Genomic DNA, 17,773 nt, shown 5'->3' on the forward strand with positions numbered 1-17,773 from the left:
ATATTTTGTTGTGGATTCCTGCTTTCACTTTGACTCCGCTCAATGTGACACACAGGAATGACAATAATTATAAATTTCTAACGGCATTTTTAAATTGACGCCCTCTATCTTCATAGTTTTCAAACAAGTCAAAACTTGCACATGCCGGCGATAATAGCACACTATCTCCCGCTTCAGTAATTTTATAAGCAATTTTTACTGCTTCGCTCATAAATTGTGTTTCAACAATAATATCAACCATACCACTAAACGTTTTCATCAGCTTTTCGTTATCAACTCCCAAACAAATAATAGCTTTCACTTTTTCGTTTACAAAAGAAAATAATTCTTCATAGTTGTTCCCTTTGTCTTCTCCTCCAACAATCCAGACCGTAGGTGTATCTAAACTCTCTAAAGCATAATAGGTAGCATTTACATTAGTTGCTTTAGAATCGTTTATGTATTGAACTTTATTAATTTTTAAAACATGTTCTAAACGATGCTCAACACCCTGAAAATTCTCTAAACTTTCTCTTATAGTTTGCTTCCTAATCTTCAATAAATGAGAGACTGTCGAGGCAGCCATAGCATTTTTTATATTGTGTTTCCCTTCTAACGTTAAATTTGTTGTTGGCATAATTATTTGGTTGTTGTTGATTGTTATTATTATATTATTATCGTCTAAATACGCACCTTTTTCAATCCTTTTTGTTAATGAAAATGGTAGTAATGTAGATTGAACTGGATTATTTTTTAGATGATTTACTATAACCTCATCATCTGCGTCATAAATCAAATAATCCTCTTTAGTTTGATTTAATGCTATTCTGAATTTTGAAGCGATATACTTTTCAAATTGATAGTTATATCTATCTAAATGATCGGGTGTTATATTTGTAATAACTGCGATATGCGGTTTAAAACTAGCGATATCGTCTAATTGAAAACTACTAATTTCTAATACGTAATTTTCAAAACCCTCTTCTAAAACCTGTTTAGCAAAGCTATCGCCTATGTTACCCGCTAAGCCCACATTTAATTCTTGTTTTAAAATATGATGCGTTAAAGAGGCCGTAGTCGTTTTACCATTGCTTCCTGTAATTCCAACTATGGTCGCTTGAGTAAACATTGATGCAAATTCAATTTCAGATATTATTAATATGTCCTTATCTCGAATTTGCTTTACTAAAGGCACTTTATCAGGAATACCAGGACTTTTCATGACGATATCTGCATTCAGAATTTTCTCTTCAGAATGTTTTTCATCTTCCCATTCAATCTCATTATGTATAAGAACTTGTTTATATTTTTCTTTAATGGCTCCTTTATCGGAAACAAAAACATCATATCCTTTTTCTTTTCCTAGAAGCGCCGTACCTATGCCGCTTTCTCCACCTCCTAATATGACTAAACGCCCCATCCTAAATCCTTCCCCAAAGGGTAAGGACTTACCACTCTGCTTTTATCAATTGTTTTTATATAAATTCCTTTTATCACTTTTATTAACGCTATGTCTCTTTTTCACGATTATGAGGTTCCTGTCTTTACTTCTACTATACTCAGCAGTATAAACACTCCGGAATGACGCACTATCTTATTTTCAATGTTACAATTGAAAGGATAGCCAACAGAATGCCTATAATCCAAAATCGGGTTACAATTTTACTCTCATGATATCCTTTCATTTGATAGTGATGATGCAACGGCGACATTTTAAAAATGCGACGTCCTTCCCCAAATTTTTTCTTGGTATATTTAAACCAACTCACTTGCATAATTACCGATAAATTTTCTGCAACAAAGACACCACACAGCACCGGAATTAGCCACTCCTTACGAACAGCTATAGCTATAACCGCAATAACACCCCCAATAGTCAAACTTCCTGTATCTCCCATAAAAACTTGTGCGGGATAAGTGTTATACCATAGAAACCCTATTAAAGCTCCAACGAAAGCTGAAATATAAATAGTGATTTCACCCACTCTAGGGATATACATAATGTTGAGATAATCTGAAAAATCGAAACGCCCAGAAATAAATGCAAAAATCCCTAACGTGAGCACTATTATAGCTGACGTTCCTGCTGCTAAACCATCTATCCCATCTGTAAGATTAGCTCCGTTTGAAACTGCTGTAATAATAATAATAACCGCGAGCACAAATATTATCCACGCATATTTTGCCCATTCTGGATTAATCCAAGTAATTAAATTTGCGTAATCAAACTCATTTGATTTCACAAAAGGAATGGTTGTTTTTGTTGATTTATTTTCAATTTTGAATAGTTCGATTTCCTCAATATTTGGGTTTTCAGCCAACAAAACTTGTTGTTCAACTAAAGGCAATTTTTCTTTTATAGTCACATCTTTATGAAAATATAAAGTCACTCCTACTATAATACCAAGCCCTACTTGCCCAAGAATTTTAAATCGTCCTTTTAAACCTTCTTTGTCATTTTTGAATTTTTTAATGTAATCATCAATAAAACCAATGGCTCCCATCCAAAGGGTGGTTACTATTAATAAAATGATGTAAATATTTTCTAGCTCAGACAATAACAGCACAGGAATTAATGTTGCCAGAATAATAATAATTCCGCCCATAGTTGGTGTTCCTGCTTTTTCACTCTGCCCCGCTAACCCTAAATCTCTAATCGTTTCACCGACTTGTTGTCTTTGCAAAAAGCGTATAATTCGCTTCCCATATATGGTTGAAATAAGCAAAGACAGAATCATCGCCGATGCAGCTCTAAAGGTTATAAACCCAAATAGAGATGCTCCTGGAAATTGAAATTGTTTTTCTAAATAATCAAATAAGTAATACAACATATTGCTATTTTTGCATTTGCTTTAAAAATTCCTGTACTATTTTATAATCATCAAAATCAAAGCGCTTTCCTTTAACTTCCTGATAGGCTTCATGACCTTTTCCTGCTATTAGAATAATATCATTAGGTTGCGCTAACTGACAAGCTGTTTTTATAGCTTGTTTTCTATCAACAATGGTTAATGTTTTTTTATAATTTTGAGGCTCTACGCCTTCTTCAATATCTTTTAGAATCTCTTCTGGAACTTCACTTCGAGGGTTATCACTTGTAAAAATGACCTTGGTACTTAAAGCCGAAGCTATATGTCCCATTTTTGGACGTTTGGTTTTATCTCTATCGCCACCACAACCTACTACTGTTATTAACTCTTCATTTTTAGTTCTAATACTGTTAACAGTTTCTAATACATTTTTTAATGCATCTGGTGTATGTGCATAATCTATTATTGCAGTGATTTTTTCATCAGAAATAACATATTGGAATCGTCCGCTTACATTATCTAATTCGCTAACTAAACGTAATATTTCTACTTTTTCTAAACCTAACAACTCTGCCGTAGCATAAATTGCCAATACATTATATGCATTAAAACTCCCAATGAGTCGTGTCCAAACTTCGCTATCATTTACTTTAAGTAGTAATCCCCCAAATTGGTTTTCTAAAATTTGAGCTTTATAATCGGCATAGCCCTTTAAAGCATAAGTAAACTTTCGGGCTCTGGTATTTTGCAACATTACGAGACCATTTTTATCGTCTACATTTACTAATGCGAAAGCTTTCTCTGAAAGTCCATCAAAAAACACTTTCTTAACATCCCTATATTCTGCAAACGTTTTATGATAATCCAGATGGTCGTGAGATAAATTGGTAAATATGCCTCCCTCAAAATGCAAGCCTTCTGTTCTATATTGATGAATACCATGTGAACTCACCTCCATAAAGCAAAATTCAACACCCACACTATTCATTTCCTTTAAATATTTATTTATGGTTAATGAATCCGGAGTGGTATGTGTCGCTTTATATTCTGTATTATCAACCATTATTTTAACTGTTGACAATAAACCTACTTTGTAACCTGCTTTTTTAAATAACTGATATAACAAACTTGCAACCGTAGTTTTTCCGTTGGTTCCTGTTACGCCTACCAGTTTTAAATTTTCAGATGGTGTGCCGTAATAATTAGACCCCATAACTGCTAAAGCTCTACTGGAATTATCAACCTCTACATAAGTAACCCCTTCAACTAAATTTTTCGGCAACACTTCGCATATTACTCCTATAGCACCATTCTTTATAGCTGCATCAATAAAATGATGTCCATTGGCAACATGTCCACTAATAGCAACAAACAAATCTCCTTTGATAATGTTTCGAGAATCAAAATCAATAGCACCTATATCTATATTCGTACTGCCCACTACAGCATTAATAGTTACTTTATATAATATGTCCTTTAATACAATCATGAAGCGTTTAAAACAACTGTTTGATTATTTTTTAATTTCTCATTTTTATTAACAGATTGTGCTGTTATAACACCGTTTCCATTAAGTTTTACTTTTACTTCCACATCCATATTTTCCAAAAGCGCCAAAGCATCCATAGCTGGTAGCCCTATAACATTTGGCATAATGGTTTTATATGTTCTTGCTGTTTTATAAAAGGTCTCGTATTCTTCTTCTATTGCCGGAACCTTGACATCAAGTGAATTAATCTCGTCTATTAGTGGTGTGTCTATAAATATTTTTTGAGCAATTTTTTTAAAAACCGGCCCTGACACATCGGCTCCATAATACCCAATTTCTCTATCAGGTTCATGAATAACCACAATGCATGAGTACTTAGGATTATCTGCCGGAAAATAACCAGCGAATGACGAAATATAATTTAGCTTTTCTTTATCTCTATAATCTTTTTGACAAGTACCTGTTTTACCAGCCATTGAGAAATTTTTAGAATATAATTTATGTCCCGTTCCGTGTTTTTTATCTACTACATTCCTCAACAATTGACGCAACTTAGCAATGGTTTCTTTAGAACATATTTGCTTATTAATTACTTCCTTTTCATAAGGCTTAATCACTTTATCAAACTCCTTAACTTCTTTTAAAAATTTAGGCTTCACCATTTCACCACCATTAGCAACCGCATTATAGAATGTTAATGTTTGTAGTGGCGTAAATGATACACCATAACCAAATGCCATCCACGGCAATGCAATACCACTCCAACGTCCATTTTTAATTCTGGGGTCTGGAATTATCGGATTTGGCTCTCCTATAATAGACAGATCTAAACTGTCATCTAAATTCATATCATATAGTCTATCAACAAACTTGCTTGGCTTTTTCTTATAAGCTTGATGTATCGCTTTAACAATACCTGTATTTGATGATAACTCAAAAGCTTCTGAAACAGATATTTTCCCATAACCTCTATGATTAGAATCTTCTACATGTTTTCCGTAAAAGGTTAACCTTCCCTTTTCAGTATCAACGACATCACTAGTATCAATTACTTTATCTTCTAAAGCAGCAGCTAAAGCCATTAACTTAAAAGTAGAACCCGGCTCATGACTTTCTCCTACTGCATAATTTAATCGCTCATAATACAAGCCTTTACTATTTCTTCCCAAATTAGAAATAGCTTTCACTTCCCCCGTTTTAGTTTCCATAACCACCACACAACCATGATCTGCTTTATATTTATCTAACTGCTCCCAAAGTGCATGATGCGCAATATCTTGTATGTTTACATCTATAGTTGTATATACATCGAATCCATCTTTTGGCTCTACTTGATTAAAATCGGTTAGTGGCTTCCACTTATTATTCCCTATTTTCTGTTTTTTTCTTAATCCGTCGGTCCCTCTTAAGTATTTTACTCCAAAAGCTCCATCTATACCTGGCCTTGTTACATTTCCTTTTTTATCAATATGCTCGTAACCAATCGTTCTTCTTGCAATACTCCCCATAGGAAACTCTCGTTTTGTGGTTTGCTCTACAATTAGCCCTCCTGAAATTGCGCCAAGTTTTAAAAGAGGAAAATTTCTAAATCGGATATAATCCGTGTAAGTAATATTTTTAACCAATAAGTAATATTGATTCTTATTTAACCGTGCTTTCCTTATTTCTTTTTCATAATAACTCGAAGATTTACTTAAATACCCCGAAAGCGAGTCACATAAGGGCTTTATATATTCTTCGAAAGTCTTACGTTTAGATGTTACTGCATCTATAGCTATATTATATTTAGGTATTGAGGTTGCCAACAAACTACCATCATCTGCATACACATTTCCTCTATTGGCCGGAATAGTTACATATTTAACGCTTCGTTTTTCAGCCAATGCCCTGTACTCATCTCCTTGAATATATTGAATACTAAACAGCTTTAACAAAACTGCAAGCCCAAAGACGAACATACATCCTGCTATAAAATACAATCGGTTTAATATGCCTTTTTCGTTTACTGCCAAGGGCTTTGTTTATTTTTGGGATTTAACTTTTATTTTTTTAGGCGGAATCACCGAAGGCGACAAGCCTTTTTCTTTCATTTTCCCTATAACTGTCGACTCCATTTTAAGCCTCATGAGTCGGGAACGACCATCTACAAAAGCCGAGCGCATTTCTTTAACTTCATTTTTTAATCGGGCAATTTCATATACTTTTTTATCTGCACTATGCGAACTCGCTATCATTATAATTGCCAAAACAGAAATAAAAATGATGAATCTCCAATTCTTAAAAGAGTCGTCGCTAACTAAAAAAGTCCCTTTTAATATGTTGTAAATGTTTTTTTCCATTCCTATCTGTCTCTTTGAGACACCTCTCCAAAGGAGAGGCCTTATATTATTCTTATTTATAATTTTTAGAGCTTCTCTGCAATTCGCAGCTTAGCACTTCTAGCTCTATTATTAGCTTTTATTTCTTCTTTCGAAGGGACAATCAAACCATTCACTTTTTTTAATGGCACTTCAAAATTCCCAAACATATCTCGCTCCGGCTCTCCTTCAAACATGCCATTTCTAATAAAACGCTTTACCAACCTATCTTCTAGTGAGTGATATGATATAAAGCTTAACCGCCCTCCTTTAAACAAAAGTTCAGGTGTTTGTTCTAAAAATTCCTTTAAAACCTCAATTTCCTGGTTCACTTCTATTCGAATCGCTTGATAAATTTGAGCCAGCACTTTATTTTCATGCCGTGGTGGTAAAAACTTTCTCAATACACTTTTCAACTGCACGCCTGTTATTATAGGTTCTGTTTTCCTATACTCAACTATGAGTCGTGCCATAGCTGGTGCTGCGCGTAATTCACCATATTCTAAAAACACTTGCTTTAATTGATGTTCCTCATAATTATTTATCACATGAAATGCCGATAGTTCATTTTGCTGATTCATCCGCATATCCAGATCTGCCTCAAAACGTGTTGAAAACCCACGTTCTGCAACATCAAATTGATGTGAAGAAACGCCAAAATCTGCCAAAACACCATCAACTTGCTTCACGCCATGAAATCGCAAAAACCGCTTTATATACCTGAAGTTTTCGTGAATCAATGTCAATCGAGGATCATTAATTTTATTTTTAAGAGCGTCTTCATCTTGATCGAAAGCAAACAACCTTCCTTTTTCACCAAGCCTACTTAATATTTCTTTACTATGGCCTCCTCCTCCAAATGTGACATCTACATAAACACCATCTGCTTTAACATCTAAACCATCAACGGTTTCTTTTAACAATACCGGATTATGATATACCATTGTCGTCTTCATCTTGTCCCATTACTTCTTCAGCTAAATCTGCAAAATCTATAGCCGCATCGTCAATAGCTTGTTCATATAAATCTTTATCCCAAATCTCAATAATATTGATAGCCGAAGCCACAACTATATTTTTCGAAATACCGGCAAATACTGTTAAGTCTTTCGGAACTAACAAACGCCCATTAACATCTACATCAACCATTTTTGCACCCGCAGTAAACCTGCGAATAAAATCGTTGTTTTTCTTTTTAAACTTATTGAGCTTATTCATTTTTTGCATTACAACCTGCCACTCACTCATAGGGTATAATTCCAAACACTTTTGAAATACAGAACGACGCAACACAAAACCATCAGACAAAACAGAGGACAACTGCTTTTTTAAAGCAGCCGGCATCATTAACCTACCCTTAGCATCTACTTTGCAATCGTATGTCCCTGTTAGTAAGTCCAAAACGGTTTATTGAAATTTTAACGTTTAAGTTTCAAATATATTGAAAAATATACCACTTTTTACCACTTTATACCACTTTGTTGATAATTTTTCAGTTAAATGGAAGTTAAACGTGATTTTTATCTTAAAAAAAAGAGCTTAGAGGTTACTATCAACATGTTAAAGAGAAAAAATTAATAACATAGATTTTATTAACATTTCGTACGGAAAGCTTTATTTTTGGCAAATAATTTAAATAGTTAAAATATGAATGAATTAACTATATTTGTTTTCAATGCAATGACCAAATGATTAAGATGTATCGTTTAAAAAAGGAAAAAGAATATAGTTACTTAGAAGCCGGAGAAGGCACACCAATTGTGGTATTACATGGACTTATGGGCGGGCTAAGTAATTTTAATGCCGTATCGGATTTTTTTAGCATAAAGGGGTATCAAATCATTATCCCTGAGTTACCTATATACACCATGTCTTTGTTAAAAACCAATGTAAAAAGCTTTGCTAAGTATTTACATGATTTCATTGAATTTAAAGGTCTTAAAGAAGTTATATTATTAGGCAACTCACTTGGTGGACACATCGGTCTATATCACACCAAATTATATCCAGAAAAAGTAAAAGCACTTATTATAACAGGTAGTTCAGGGCTTTACGAAAACGCTATGGGTGGTGGTTATACAAAACGTAGCGATTACGAAGTCATTAAAAAGAAAGCCCAAGATGTTTTTTACGACCCGGAAGTTGCAACTAAAGAGATTGTTGATGAAGTTTACGAAACTGTAAATGATCGTAATAAACTTGTAAAAACACTGGCCATTGCCAAAAGTGCCATAAGGCATAATATGGCCAAAGATTTGCCTAATATAAAAACACCTACTTGCATTATTTGGGGTAAGAATGATACGGTTACTCCTCCTGAAGTTGCCGAAGAATTTAACGAACTCTTACCGGATTCTGATTTATTTTGGATAGACAAATGTGGTCATGCTGCTATGATGGAGCACCCTGAAGAATTTAATAAAATTCTTGATAAGTGGTTGAACAAAAGAGATTTTTAAAGCCTCACCCGAAACTGGAAAAATCAGTTTCGACCTCTCCAAAGGAAAGGTAAAACAGAACCCTAAATACAAACTAAGTTCAATTAATGAAATTCTCGACGTCTCGGGAATAATAAACTATGAAGATTAAGTCTGCTGAATTTGTAATGAGTAATTCCGATGTTGCTAAATGCCCAAAAAGCATGCTACCCGAATATGCTTTTATTGGCAGAAGTAATGTTGGTAAATCGTCGCTCATTAATATGCTAACCAGTCGAAAAAGTTTAGCAAAAACGTCTGGCAGACCAGGAAAAACACAACTTATAAACCATTTTTTAATTAATAAAAACTGGCATTTGGTTGACTTACCTGGCTATGGTTATGCGCGCGTTTCTAAAAGTTCTAAAAAAGTATTTCAAAAATTTATAACACAATATTTTGGATTACGCGAGCAACTTGTTACTGCTTTTGTTTTAGTGGATATTAGGCATACGCCTCAACCTATAGATTTAGAGTTTATGCAATGGCTGGGAGAACATGGTATTCCATTTTCTATTATTTTTACTAAAGCTGATAAGCTAAAACCCAAGGCTATTGAAAATTATGTAGAAGCTTATAAAGCTATTCTTTTGGAAACCTGGGAAGAGATACCGAATTACTTTATTACCTCGTCTTCTAAGGATATTGGGAAAGAGGATGTTTTGGAGTATATAGATACTTTGAATAGTAATATGGATTTGAGGTCTAATTAATTAGCTTTCAATACACTACTTTGGTTTTGTAGAAATTTTCAACTACTTTCGTTTGATTTTGAATATAATTTACCAAAACACAATCTTATTTTACTATTCATTGTAAATAATACAAAAAACAACCCAATTCAATGTTTCTAATAAACAAAAACAATAACCGAATAGAAAAAATATCTGAAAAAACTTTTACAGAATTAGGCTTTAAAGAAAGAGAAAATCTTCAAGAATGGCTCGCAGACAACCCCACAGCATTAGGTGAGGAATTATTGATTATACAGAAAGAGTTCAGTGGATTTAGCGATACAAATGAAAGACTGGATTTACTTGCTTTAGACAAACAAGGAAATTTAGTTATTATCGAAAACAAACTAGACGATAGCGGAAAAAATGTTACTTGGCAATGCTTAAAGTATGCATCTTATTGTTCAAGTCTAAAAAAATCCCAAATCATAAAGATTTACCAAGAGTTTCTTAACAAATCTGATTCTGCTTTAAAAGCTGAAGAATCAATTAGTGATTTTTTAGACGGATTAGAAATAGAAGAAATCACACTGAATTCAGGTCTTACTCAAAGACTTATGTTAGTTTCAGGCTCATTTAGAAAAGAAGTTACTTCAACCGTAATTTGGCTACTTAATTATGGCATAAGACTGCAATGTTTTCAAGCAACACCTTATGCTTTAGAAGAACAGCTTTTTTTAAATGTAGAACAAATCATCCCAATGAAAGAAGCTGAAGAGTTCTCAATAAGCATGGCTGAAAAAACTCAAGAAGATATAGCGTCTCAAAAAGAAATAAAAAATCGCCACATTGTCAGAAAAAAATTCTGGAATCAAGTTATTAATCGAATGAACAGTAAGTCTGACTTATACCAAAACATAAGCCCTAGTAGATACAACTGGATTGGTGCAGGATCTGGGGTTAGAGGTGTAGGATACAACTTTACAGCTTCTAAGAATTATGGAAGAGCGGAATTATATATTGACCGAGGAGACAAAACAGAAAACGAATTTGTATTTGACTCGTTATTAAGTAAAAAAGAAACCATCGAATCTAAATTTGGAGAAAAATTAGAATGGGAGAGGTTAAACAATAAAAGGGCATGTCGAATAAAATACGAAGATACTAACTTCAATATTTTCGAACCAGATACCTGGGAACTTACTATCGAAAAAATCACAACAGGCATGGTGAATTTAGAAAAAGCCATAAAACCTCATCTTAATGAAATAAACAGAAAAGTAAAAGCACTGTAAATACAATACACAATTAATAGTGACGATATATTTTAGCAGAAACTCTAGTAGTTCATTATAACTGGTTTTAAATAACTCTAACTCTTCACATCCAAAGCATCCCTAAGCGCATTCCCAATAAGCATAAACGCCATAACCAAGCTCATAATACAAAGTCCTGGTATAACTGCTAAATATGGCTTACCTAGTATAATATAATTATAATGGTCTTTTATCATAGCACCCCAACTTGCCATAGGAGGTTGCGCCCCAATACCTAAAAAGCTAAGCCCACTTTCTATTAAAATAGCTCCTGCAAAATTAGCTGCCGAAATCACTATAACCGGTGCCATTATATTAGGTAAAATATGTTTGGTTATAATCCTAAAGTCATTAAACCCTAAAGCTCTGGCTGCGGTTACATATTGCATTTCTTTGGCACTAATTATTTGCCCACGAACCACTCTAGCCACTTCAACCCACATGGTAAGTCCTACTGCTATAAAAACTTGCCAAAAGCCTTTCCCCAAAGCTAAGGTAATAGCAATAACAAGTAATAAGGTTGGAATGGACCACGTTACATTAATAATCCACATAATAACAGCATCTACCTTTCCTCCAAAATATCCAGCGACGCTACCCATAAAAACACCTATGAGCAACGAAATAAAAACGGCCACAAATCCTATAAAAAAGGATATTCTAGCTCCTACCAATATGCGGCTTAATAAATCTCTTCCGTACTTATCGGTACCAAAAAGAAAGGTCTTTTCTTTTATATAATTATCTACTTTATTATTTGGAAAAGCACTTACCAAAATGGTCTTTTCTACACCTTCTAAATCATCAGACGTAAATTCTTTATAAGTTAACTTACCATCTTCTATGTTATATTCTGAAATAGGAATTTCGGTATCTGCATTTTTCTTTCCAAAGAAAACTTTATGCATCCAACTTTGATTTGTCTTTAATTGTGACGGAATCGTTAATATTTCAACTTTAAATCCGGGCTTTTTTGAATGTATTGACAAATGCATTTGGTTAGCAAACTGTGAGTTATCGGGTGCAAAAGCATAAGCAAACACAGAAACCAGACCAACTAAAACAATAAAGTAAAAACTAAAAACGCCCCAAAAGTTCTTTTTAAACTTTTGGAGCGCTAATTGTTTTAGTGAGTTTGATTTATGACTCATACATAAACTTATTTTCTAACTTTTGCTACCGCTTTTTTTATAGGATACGACATTTTTAAATCTTCTAATACATTAAGAGCTTCTTCAATATAAACATCCTGACTTAAACTCTTGTGCCAACGTTCTCTTTTCTCTTTTAAGTCTGTAGTATCTTTACTGAAAAGTGATTTCTCGTAACTATGCGATTGAAACGCTAGGTTTGTTTGATAATTATTTATAGCATCAAATTGCTTAGATTCTTCTTCATTTAAATCTAACCGTGCTTTATATGTATCATAATTTAATGAAAAAACTGTCTCGTCTATTTTAGTCTTTACCCATTTAGCATTCTCTTCAATAAGCTTTAGTTGCTCATTATTAGCCATACGTTCTTTACTCTTTCTTACTGTTTCATTGTAATCAAAATAATATTCCCAAGGCGTATATTCTGCAGCATCAATTTCATCCCATGGTAATGGATTTTCCTTATCTTTTTCACCAACATCAATAAAACTAAAGCGTCCAGGCACTTTTACATCACTTTTAACACCTTCTAATTGTACCGATCCTCCATTAATTCTATAATACTTTTGAGTCGTTAATGCTAAAGCACCTAAATCACCACTTGTATTACTTTTTAACATGCTATTTAAATTAATAACATTTTGAACGGTTCCTTTTCCATAGGTTTGCTTACTACCTATTATTATAGCTCGTTTATAATCTTGCATAGCTGCTGCCATAATTTCGGAAGCAGACGCGGATATTTCGTTAACCAAAACAACTAAAGGTCCATCCCAAGAAATAGATTTATCTACATCTTTTAAAACTTCTTTATTTTCACCAGTAGAACGGACTTGTACTACAGGACCTTCCTTTATAAATAAACCGGCCATATCTACAACTGCTGGTAATGAACCACCTCCGTTATTTCGTAAATCTAAAACCAAGCCTTCCATTCCTTCAGATTTCAAGCGTTCGATTTCTTTTTTTACATCTTTAGCAGCATTTACATTTTTATAATCTTTAAAATCTACATAAAAAGCAGGTAAGTTAATCACTCCGAATTTCCTATTGCCCTTTTCTACTATTGAAGATTTTGCATAGGTCTCAACTAGCTCTACAATATCTCTTACAATTTCAACATCTTTAATAGTACCATCTACTTTTTTTATAGTTAATGTCACTTTAGTTCCCTTTGGCCCTTTTATATATTTAATAGCATCGTTTATACGCATGCCTACTATATTTACAGGGTATTCTTCATCTTCTTGTTTTACTTTTAATATAACATCTTCTACTTCAAGTTCTTTTCCTCTCCAAGCTGGACCACCAGAAATAAGCTCTACTATTTTTATATAGTCCATTCTTTTTTGCAACTTAGCCCCTATACCTTCTAATTTACCAGACATACGCTGATCGAAGTCCTCTTTGCCTCTAGGTGCTAGATAATAAGTATGTGGATCGAACTCTTCTACTATGGTATTAACATAAATAGCGAACCAATCTTCACGTTGTAAATCGTCAATATTATCATTAAAATAAACATCAATAGATTTTAAAGTTGCTTCTCTAGCTTCTTTTTCGATTTCCTCATCTGTCTTCATTACATATGATGCATCTTTTTCTTTTACCAACTTTTCTTGTTCTTTTAAATCATCATAATTAGATAAGGTTGAGAATTTAAGTTGTATTCTCCAACGCTCTTTCATTTCTCTTTTGTTTTTGGCAAACTCACTGTTTTCGTAATTTGTATCAAACACCTCATCTATTGAATAATCAAAAGGCTCGGATAAAACTTCTTTATAAATTTTCTTCGCTTCCTCTATGCGTTTTAGCATACGCTCGTGCACGACATTAAAGAATGTCACCTCTGTAGCTTTTAGTTGATTATCAAGAAAAAATTTATATTTCTCAAAATCTTTATAATCTGACTCATAAAAATAACGCTTCACAGGGTCCAGAACTTCAATATAGTCTGAAAACAATTCGGCAGAAAAAGCATCGTTCATAGCTATAGGGTCAAAATGACCTTGTTCTAAAACAAATGTTATAATTTGCACCAGTAATTTATCTTTATCTGGATTGCTAAATTTTTTTGTTGTAAAACTGCATGAACCAAACGCCAATAGCAACAAAAGCGATAAAATTTTATAATTCCTTTTCATAATATGTCTCATCTATTAATATTTTATTACTTATTTAAAGCCAAATATATTTCACTAAAATAAATAAAAAATTGTGCCAAAATAGACAATTGCCCCTAATTTTTTGTTAAACCAAAGAAATTAACCGTTTACTGACGAAATTATGTATTTTAGCGATATCGTTTTAAAGATTAAATGACAGAAAAACCGCTTATATTAGTAACAAATGATGACGGCATTAGCGCACCTGGTCTAAGAACATTAATTTCTGTTATGAATTCTATTGGTGAGGTTGTAGTCGTTGCTCCAGACAGTCCACAAAGTGGTATGGGGCATGCCATAACTCTAGATTCTACACTTTACGCCGAACGTGTTTATATGGATGATGGTCCTCAAATTGAATACAGTTGTTCCGGTACACCTGCCGATTGTGTAAAATTAGCTATTAGAGAGTTGTTAGACCGAAAACCAGATCTTTGCGTTTCTGGGATTAATCATGGCTCAAATTCATCTATAAATGTTATTTATTCCGGTACTATGAGTGCTGCTATTGAAGCTGGTATTGAGGGTATTCCTGCTATTGGTTTCTCTTTACTTGATTATAAGTGGCATGCTCATTTTGACGCTTCTAAAAAATATGTAAAAACTATTACCAAACAGGTTTTAAAAAATAGTTTACCAAATGGTATTGTTTTAAACGTTAATATCCCCAATATTTCTGAAGAACATGTGAAAGGCGTTAAAATTTGCAGACAAGCTAAAGCGAATTGGGTAGAAGAATTTGATAAACGTAAAACCCCACAAGGCAAAGATTATTATTGGCTTTCTGGAAAATTTGTTAATTTAGATGATGGTAAAGACACAGACGAATGGGCTCTGGAACAAGGCTATGTTTCTGTAGTACCTATTCAATTTGATTTAACAGCCCATCAATTCATTAAAAACTTAAATACATGGAATTTAAATGATTAAAAAAGATATTTTTATTGGAATATTTGTCGGCTTAATAGCTAATGCTATTGGTCTATTTTTTTCAGCCACCTTTTTAGGACGGGGTGATGATTTCGTAATGGTTATCAAAGCCGCTGCAAATGAAGGTTTTTTAGGGAAATTAATAAGCTTGGGTGCTATTTTAAATTTAATTGCCTTCTTTATTTTTATAAGAAAAAAGCAGGATTATAGAGCTAGAGGTGTTTTATTGATCACTGTTTTTATTGCCGTTTTTACATTTGTTTTTAAACTTTTTTAATAATATTCTGTATCTCCTTGGGTTTTATCAAAAATGAAACTATATTTTTGTTTAAGAGAAAAATGTAGCTCAATGTCATTAAGTTTGATAACTAAAATGTCAATCTGAGCGCAGTCGAAGACATTTAAACCTTTGTTCTTAATGGCATTTCGATGTGCTCAATATGTAAACAAAACAATTTATCTTCACTTAATCACATTATGTGGGAAGCACTTATAAACCTTAAGAAAAGGTATCGACTTAGTTCGACCTTACCTATTAGAAAATGAAATATTACATATTAGCGGGAGAAGCATCAGGCGATTTACATGGTTCTAACCTCATGAAAGCATTACTTAAAGAAGACATTAATGCAGACATTAGGTTTTGGGGTGGTGACCTTATGCAGGCAGCTGGAGGTACTTTAGTAAAGCACTACAAAGAACGTGCATTTATGGGATTCACCGAAATTATCATGAATCTTGCTAAAATTTTCAAACTTATTTCTTTTTGTAAAAGTGATATTAAAGCTTTCAATCCAGATGTTGTTGTTTTTATTGATAACTCAGGTTTTAATTTACGCATTGCTAAATGGGCCAAACAGCACCATTTTAGAACTAATTATTATATCTCTCCCCAAGTTTGGGCATCAAGATCCAGTAGAGTAAAAGCTATAAAACGGGATATTGATGCCATGTATGTTATTCTTCCTTTTGTAAAACCTTTTTATAAAAAATATGACTATAATGTTACGTTTGTTGGTCACCCTTTAATTGATGCCATTACAAACCGTGAACAGGTTGACGAATTTAAATTTAGAGAAACACACAACCTGAGCAACAAACCAATTATTGCATTACTACCAGGAAGTAGAAAGCAAGAAATAACTAAGATGCTTTCTGTTATGCTGAGTCTGGTTGGTGACTATCCAGATTATCAGTTTGTAATTGCCGGAGCACCAAGTCAGGATTATTGTTTTTATGAAACTTTTATAAAATCTCATGATGTTAAATTCATTTCTAATAAAACGTATGATCTACTTAGTGTTTCAAATGCTGCACTGGTAACATCTGGGACAGCGACTTTAGAAACCGCTTTGTTTAAAGTACCTCAAGTGGTTTGCTATAAAGGAAGCAACCTTTCTTATCAAATTGCGAAAAGAATTATCACCTTAAAATTTATTTCGTTAGTTAATTTGGTCATGGATAAAGAAGTAGTTACCGAACTTATTCAAAATGATTTTAATAAAAAAAGACTTAAACGGGAACTAGACAAGATTTTAGACCCTGATGCCCGCCATAAACTATTTATTGAATATTATGAACTGGAACAGGCTTTAGGTGGAAAGGGAGCCAGTGAAAAAACGGCTAAACTGATTTATAATGGTTTAAGTTAAAGGCTTAAGACCGCTTCTTTTTTAGAAACCAGACTTGGTTCAAACTATTCGACAAACAGGATTATAGATAAAAAACGAATTGACTATTTATTCCCCAGTAAATCAACTACAAATAAGAACAAAACTAAAGTTGGTAAGGTATGCTATCAAAAATAAAGAACATTTGTATCTTTTTTTGTTATAAATTTACATCTAGTAACCTTAACCTACTTTATTTAAATACATGCAAAGAACAATTATTATTCTTTTAGTTATTATAAGCTTGGCCGGCTGTAAATCTTCTAAGCGGGCTAAAAGCAAAAAAGAGCCCTCTACTGAAATCACCACTAAAAAAGGTATCGCTAAAAAAAACAAAAAGACTTCTAAATCAGATCAAATAATAAACTACGCAAAACAATTTAAAGGTGTTCGCTACAAATGGGGAGGTACTACAAAATCGGGTATGGACTGTTCTGGTTTAGTTTTTGAGTCTTTTAGAGCTCATGATATTACATTACCCAGAATATCTAGAGATATGGCAAAAAAGGGTGATAAAATTTCATTAAAAAAAGCACAGGAAGGTGATTTACTTTTCTTTAGAACCAGTAAAAACAGAAGGCACCGTATTAATCATGTTGGTTTGATTATAAAATCTAAAGCTGGAGATATTACTTTTATACATGCGACTACCAGCAAAGGGGTTATTGTTTCAAAACTTTCTGAAAGTTATTGGAAATCGGCATTTGTTGAAGCACGTAAAATTTTGTAAGGTATTTCATATATTGCAGTGA

16 protein-coding genes are annotated in these 17,773 nt (G+C 33.2%); 7 read left to right on the plus strand and 9 right to left on the minus strand.

Features of this window, described 5'->3' with window-relative positions:
• Positions 1-67: 67 nt before the first annotated feature.
• The 7 genes from murD to mraZ form a co-directional block, all read right to left on the minus strand.
• Entirely contained in the window at positions 68-1,399 is a 1,332-nt protein-coding gene (gene murD / locus Q4Q35_RS13375; protein ID WP_303278494.1) for a UDP-N-acetylmuramoyl-L-alanine--D-glutamate ligase, read from the minus strand.
• Positions 1,400-1,568: 169 nt separating this feature from the next.
• Entirely contained in the window at positions 1,569-2,810 is a 1,242-nt protein-coding gene (gene mraY / locus Q4Q35_RS13380) for a phospho-N-acetylmuramoyl-pentapeptide-transferase (protein WP_303278495.1), read from the minus strand.
• 4 nt (positions 2,811-2,814) lie between these two features.
• On the minus strand, positions 2,815-4,278 hold the full coding sequence (locus Q4Q35_RS13385; RefSeq protein WP_303278496.1) for a UDP-N-acetylmuramoyl-L-alanyl-D-glutamate--2,6-diaminopimelate ligase: 1,464 nt from the start codon (positions 4,276-4,278) through the stop codon (positions 2,815-2,817).
• Positions 4,275-6,236 carry a penicillin-binding protein gene (locus Q4Q35_RS13390; RefSeq protein WP_303278549.1) on the minus strand — a complete coding sequence of 654 codons (1,962 nt, stop codon included), beginning with the start codon at positions 6,234-6,236 and terminating at the stop codon, positions 4,275-4,277. The genes Q4Q35_RS13385 and Q4Q35_RS13390 overlap by 4 nt, the downstream gene beginning before the upstream one ends.
• 63 nt (positions 6,237-6,299) lie before the next feature.
• A complete protein-coding gene (locus tag Q4Q35_RS13395; protein WP_303278497.1) occupies positions 6,300-6,617 on the minus strand; it encodes an FtsL-like putative cell division protein in 318 nt (105 codons plus the stop codon).
• A gap of 65 nt (positions 6,618-6,682) precedes the next feature.
• Positions 6,683-7,591 (minus strand): 16S rRNA (cytosine(1402)-N(4))-methyltransferase RsmH, encoded by a 909-nt coding sequence (gene rsmH / locus Q4Q35_RS13400; protein ID WP_303278498.1) that lies wholly within the window; start codon positions 7,589-7,591, stop codon positions 6,683-6,685.
• Positions 7,566-8,036, minus strand: a complete 471-nt coding sequence (mraZ, locus tag Q4Q35_RS13405; RefSeq protein WP_303278499.1) for a division/cell wall cluster transcriptional repressor MraZ — start codon at positions 8,034-8,036, stop codon at positions 7,566-7,568. Before mraZ ends, rsmH begins: the two co-directional genes overlap by 26 nt.
• A 287-nt stretch (positions 8,037-8,323) precedes the next feature.
• Here mraZ and Q4Q35_RS13410 point away from each other — a divergent pair, with 287 nt between their 5' ends.
• The 3 genes from Q4Q35_RS13410 (at position 8,324) to Q4Q35_RS13420 (ending at position 11,081) form a co-directional block, all read left to right on the plus strand.
• Positions 8,324-9,094 carry an alpha/beta fold hydrolase gene (locus Q4Q35_RS13410; RefSeq protein WP_303278500.1) on the plus strand — a complete coding sequence of 257 codons (771 nt, stop codon included), beginning with the start codon at positions 8,324-8,326 and terminating at the stop codon, positions 9,092-9,094.
• 119 nt (positions 9,095-9,213) lie between these two features.
• Positions 9,214-9,825: a ribosome biogenesis GTP-binding protein YihA/YsxC gene (gene yihA, locus Q4Q35_RS13415; protein WP_303278501.1), complete on the plus strand. Its 612-nt coding sequence runs from the start codon at positions 9,214-9,216 to the stop codon at positions 9,823-9,825.
• Positions 9,826-9,956: 131 nt separating this feature from the next.
• Complete coding sequence (locus Q4Q35_RS13420) at positions 9,957-11,081, plus strand: DUF4268 domain-containing protein (RefSeq protein WP_303278502.1); 1,125 nt, start codon at positions 9,957-9,959, stop codon at positions 11,079-11,081.
• A gap of 77 nt (positions 11,082-11,158) precedes the next feature.
• Here the strand turns inward: Q4Q35_RS13420 and Q4Q35_RS13425 are convergent, their stop codons facing one another.
• Positions 11,159-12,253 (minus strand): ABC transporter permease, encoded by a 1,095-nt coding sequence (locus Q4Q35_RS13425; RefSeq protein WP_303278503.1) that lies wholly within the window; start codon positions 12,251-12,253, stop codon positions 11,159-11,161.
• 8 nt (positions 12,254-12,261) lie between these two features.
• On the minus strand, positions 12,262-14,400 hold the full coding sequence (locus Q4Q35_RS13430; RefSeq protein ID WP_303278550.1) for a carboxy terminal-processing peptidase: 2,139 nt from the start codon (positions 14,398-14,400) through the stop codon (positions 12,262-12,264).
• 174 nt (positions 14,401-14,574) lie between these two features.
• Between Q4Q35_RS13430 and surE the strand changes: the two genes are divergently transcribed.
• The 4 genes from surE (at position 14,575) to Q4Q35_RS13450 (ending at position 17,751) form a co-directional block, all read left to right on the plus strand.
• The gene (gene surE, locus Q4Q35_RS13435; protein WP_303278504.1) at positions 14,575-15,351 is read left to right on the plus strand and encodes a 5'/3'-nucleotidase SurE; all 777 of its coding nucleotides are present in this window, start codon (positions 14,575-14,577) and stop codon (positions 15,349-15,351) included.
• Complete coding sequence (locus tag Q4Q35_RS13440; protein ID WP_303278505.1) at positions 15,344-15,628, plus strand: hypothetical protein; 285 nt, start codon at positions 15,344-15,346, stop codon at positions 15,626-15,628. Before surE ends, Q4Q35_RS13440 begins: the two co-directional genes overlap by 8 nt.
• A gap of 265 nt (positions 15,629-15,893) precedes the next feature.
• Complete coding sequence (lpxB, locus tag Q4Q35_RS13445) at positions 15,894-17,003, plus strand: lipid-A-disaccharide synthase (RefSeq protein ID WP_303278506.1); 1,110 nt, start codon at positions 15,894-15,896, stop codon at positions 17,001-17,003.
• A 223-nt stretch (positions 17,004-17,226) separates the two neighbouring features.
• Positions 17,227-17,751 carry a C40 family peptidase gene (locus tag Q4Q35_RS13450; RefSeq protein WP_303278507.1) on the plus strand — a complete coding sequence of 175 codons (525 nt, stop codon included), beginning with the start codon at positions 17,227-17,229 and terminating at the stop codon, positions 17,749-17,751.
• Positions 17,752-17,773: the final 22 nt, after the last annotated feature.

It is taken from the genome of Flavivirga aquimarina (genome assembly GCF_030540835.1).
Taxonomy (GTDB): Bacteria; Bacteroidota; Bacteroidia; order Flavobacteriales; family Flavobacteriaceae; genus Flavivirga; species Flavivirga aquimarina.

Bases quoted from the DNA above. Each gene is read 5' to 3' on its own strand.
- murD (WP_303278494.1), bottom strand. From the start codon at position 1,399: ATGGGGCGTTTAGTCATATTAGGAGGTGGAGAAAGCGGCATAGGTACG.
- mraY (WP_303278495.1), bottom strand. From the start codon at position 2,810: ATGTTGTATTACTTATTTGATTATTTAGAAAAACAATTTCAATTTCCA.
- Q4Q35_RS13385 (WP_303278496.1), bottom strand. From the start codon at position 4,278: ATGATTGTATTAAAGGACATATTATATAAAGTAACTATTAATGCTGTA.
- Q4Q35_RS13390 (WP_303278549.1), bottom strand. From the start codon at position 6,236: ATGTTCGTCTTTGGGCTTGCAGTTTTGTTAAAGCTGTTTAGTATTCAA.
- Q4Q35_RS13395 (WP_303278497.1), bottom strand. From the start codon at position 6,617: ATGGAAAAAAACATTTACAACATATTAAAAGGGACTTTTTTAGTTAGC.
- rsmH (WP_303278498.1), bottom strand. From the start codon at position 7,591: ATGAAGACGACAATGGTATATCATAATCCGGTATTGTTAAAAGAAACC.
- Q4Q35_RS13410 (WP_303278500.1), top strand. From the start codon at position 8,324: ATGATTAAGATGTATCGTTTAAAAAAGGAAAAAGAATATAGTTACTTA.
- yihA (WP_303278501.1), top strand. From the start codon at position 9,214: ATGAAGATTAAGTCTGCTGAATTTGTAATGAGTAATTCCGATGTTGCT.
- Q4Q35_RS13420 (WP_303278502.1), top strand. From the start codon at position 9,957: ATGTTTCTAATAAACAAAAACAATAACCGAATAGAAAAAATATCTGAA.
- Q4Q35_RS13425 (WP_303278503.1), bottom strand. From the start codon at position 12,253: ATGAGTCATAAATCAAACTCACTAAAACAATTAGCGCTCCAAAAGTTT.
- Q4Q35_RS13430 (WP_303278550.1), bottom strand. From the start codon at position 14,400: ATGAAAAGGAATTATAAAATTTTATCGCTTTTGTTGCTATTGGCGTTT.
- surE (WP_303278504.1), top strand. From the start codon at position 14,575: ATGACAGAAAAACCGCTTATATTAGTAACAAATGATGACGGCATTAGC.
- Q4Q35_RS13440 (WP_303278505.1), top strand. From the start codon at position 15,344: ATGATTAAAAAAGATATTTTTATTGGAATATTTGTCGGCTTAATAGCT.
- lpxB (WP_303278506.1), top strand. From the start codon at position 15,894: ATGAAATATTACATATTAGCGGGAGAAGCATCAGGCGATTTACATGGT.
- Q4Q35_RS13450 (WP_303278507.1), top strand. From the start codon at position 17,227: ATGCAAAGAACAATTATTATTCTTTTAGTTATTATAAGCTTGGCCGGC.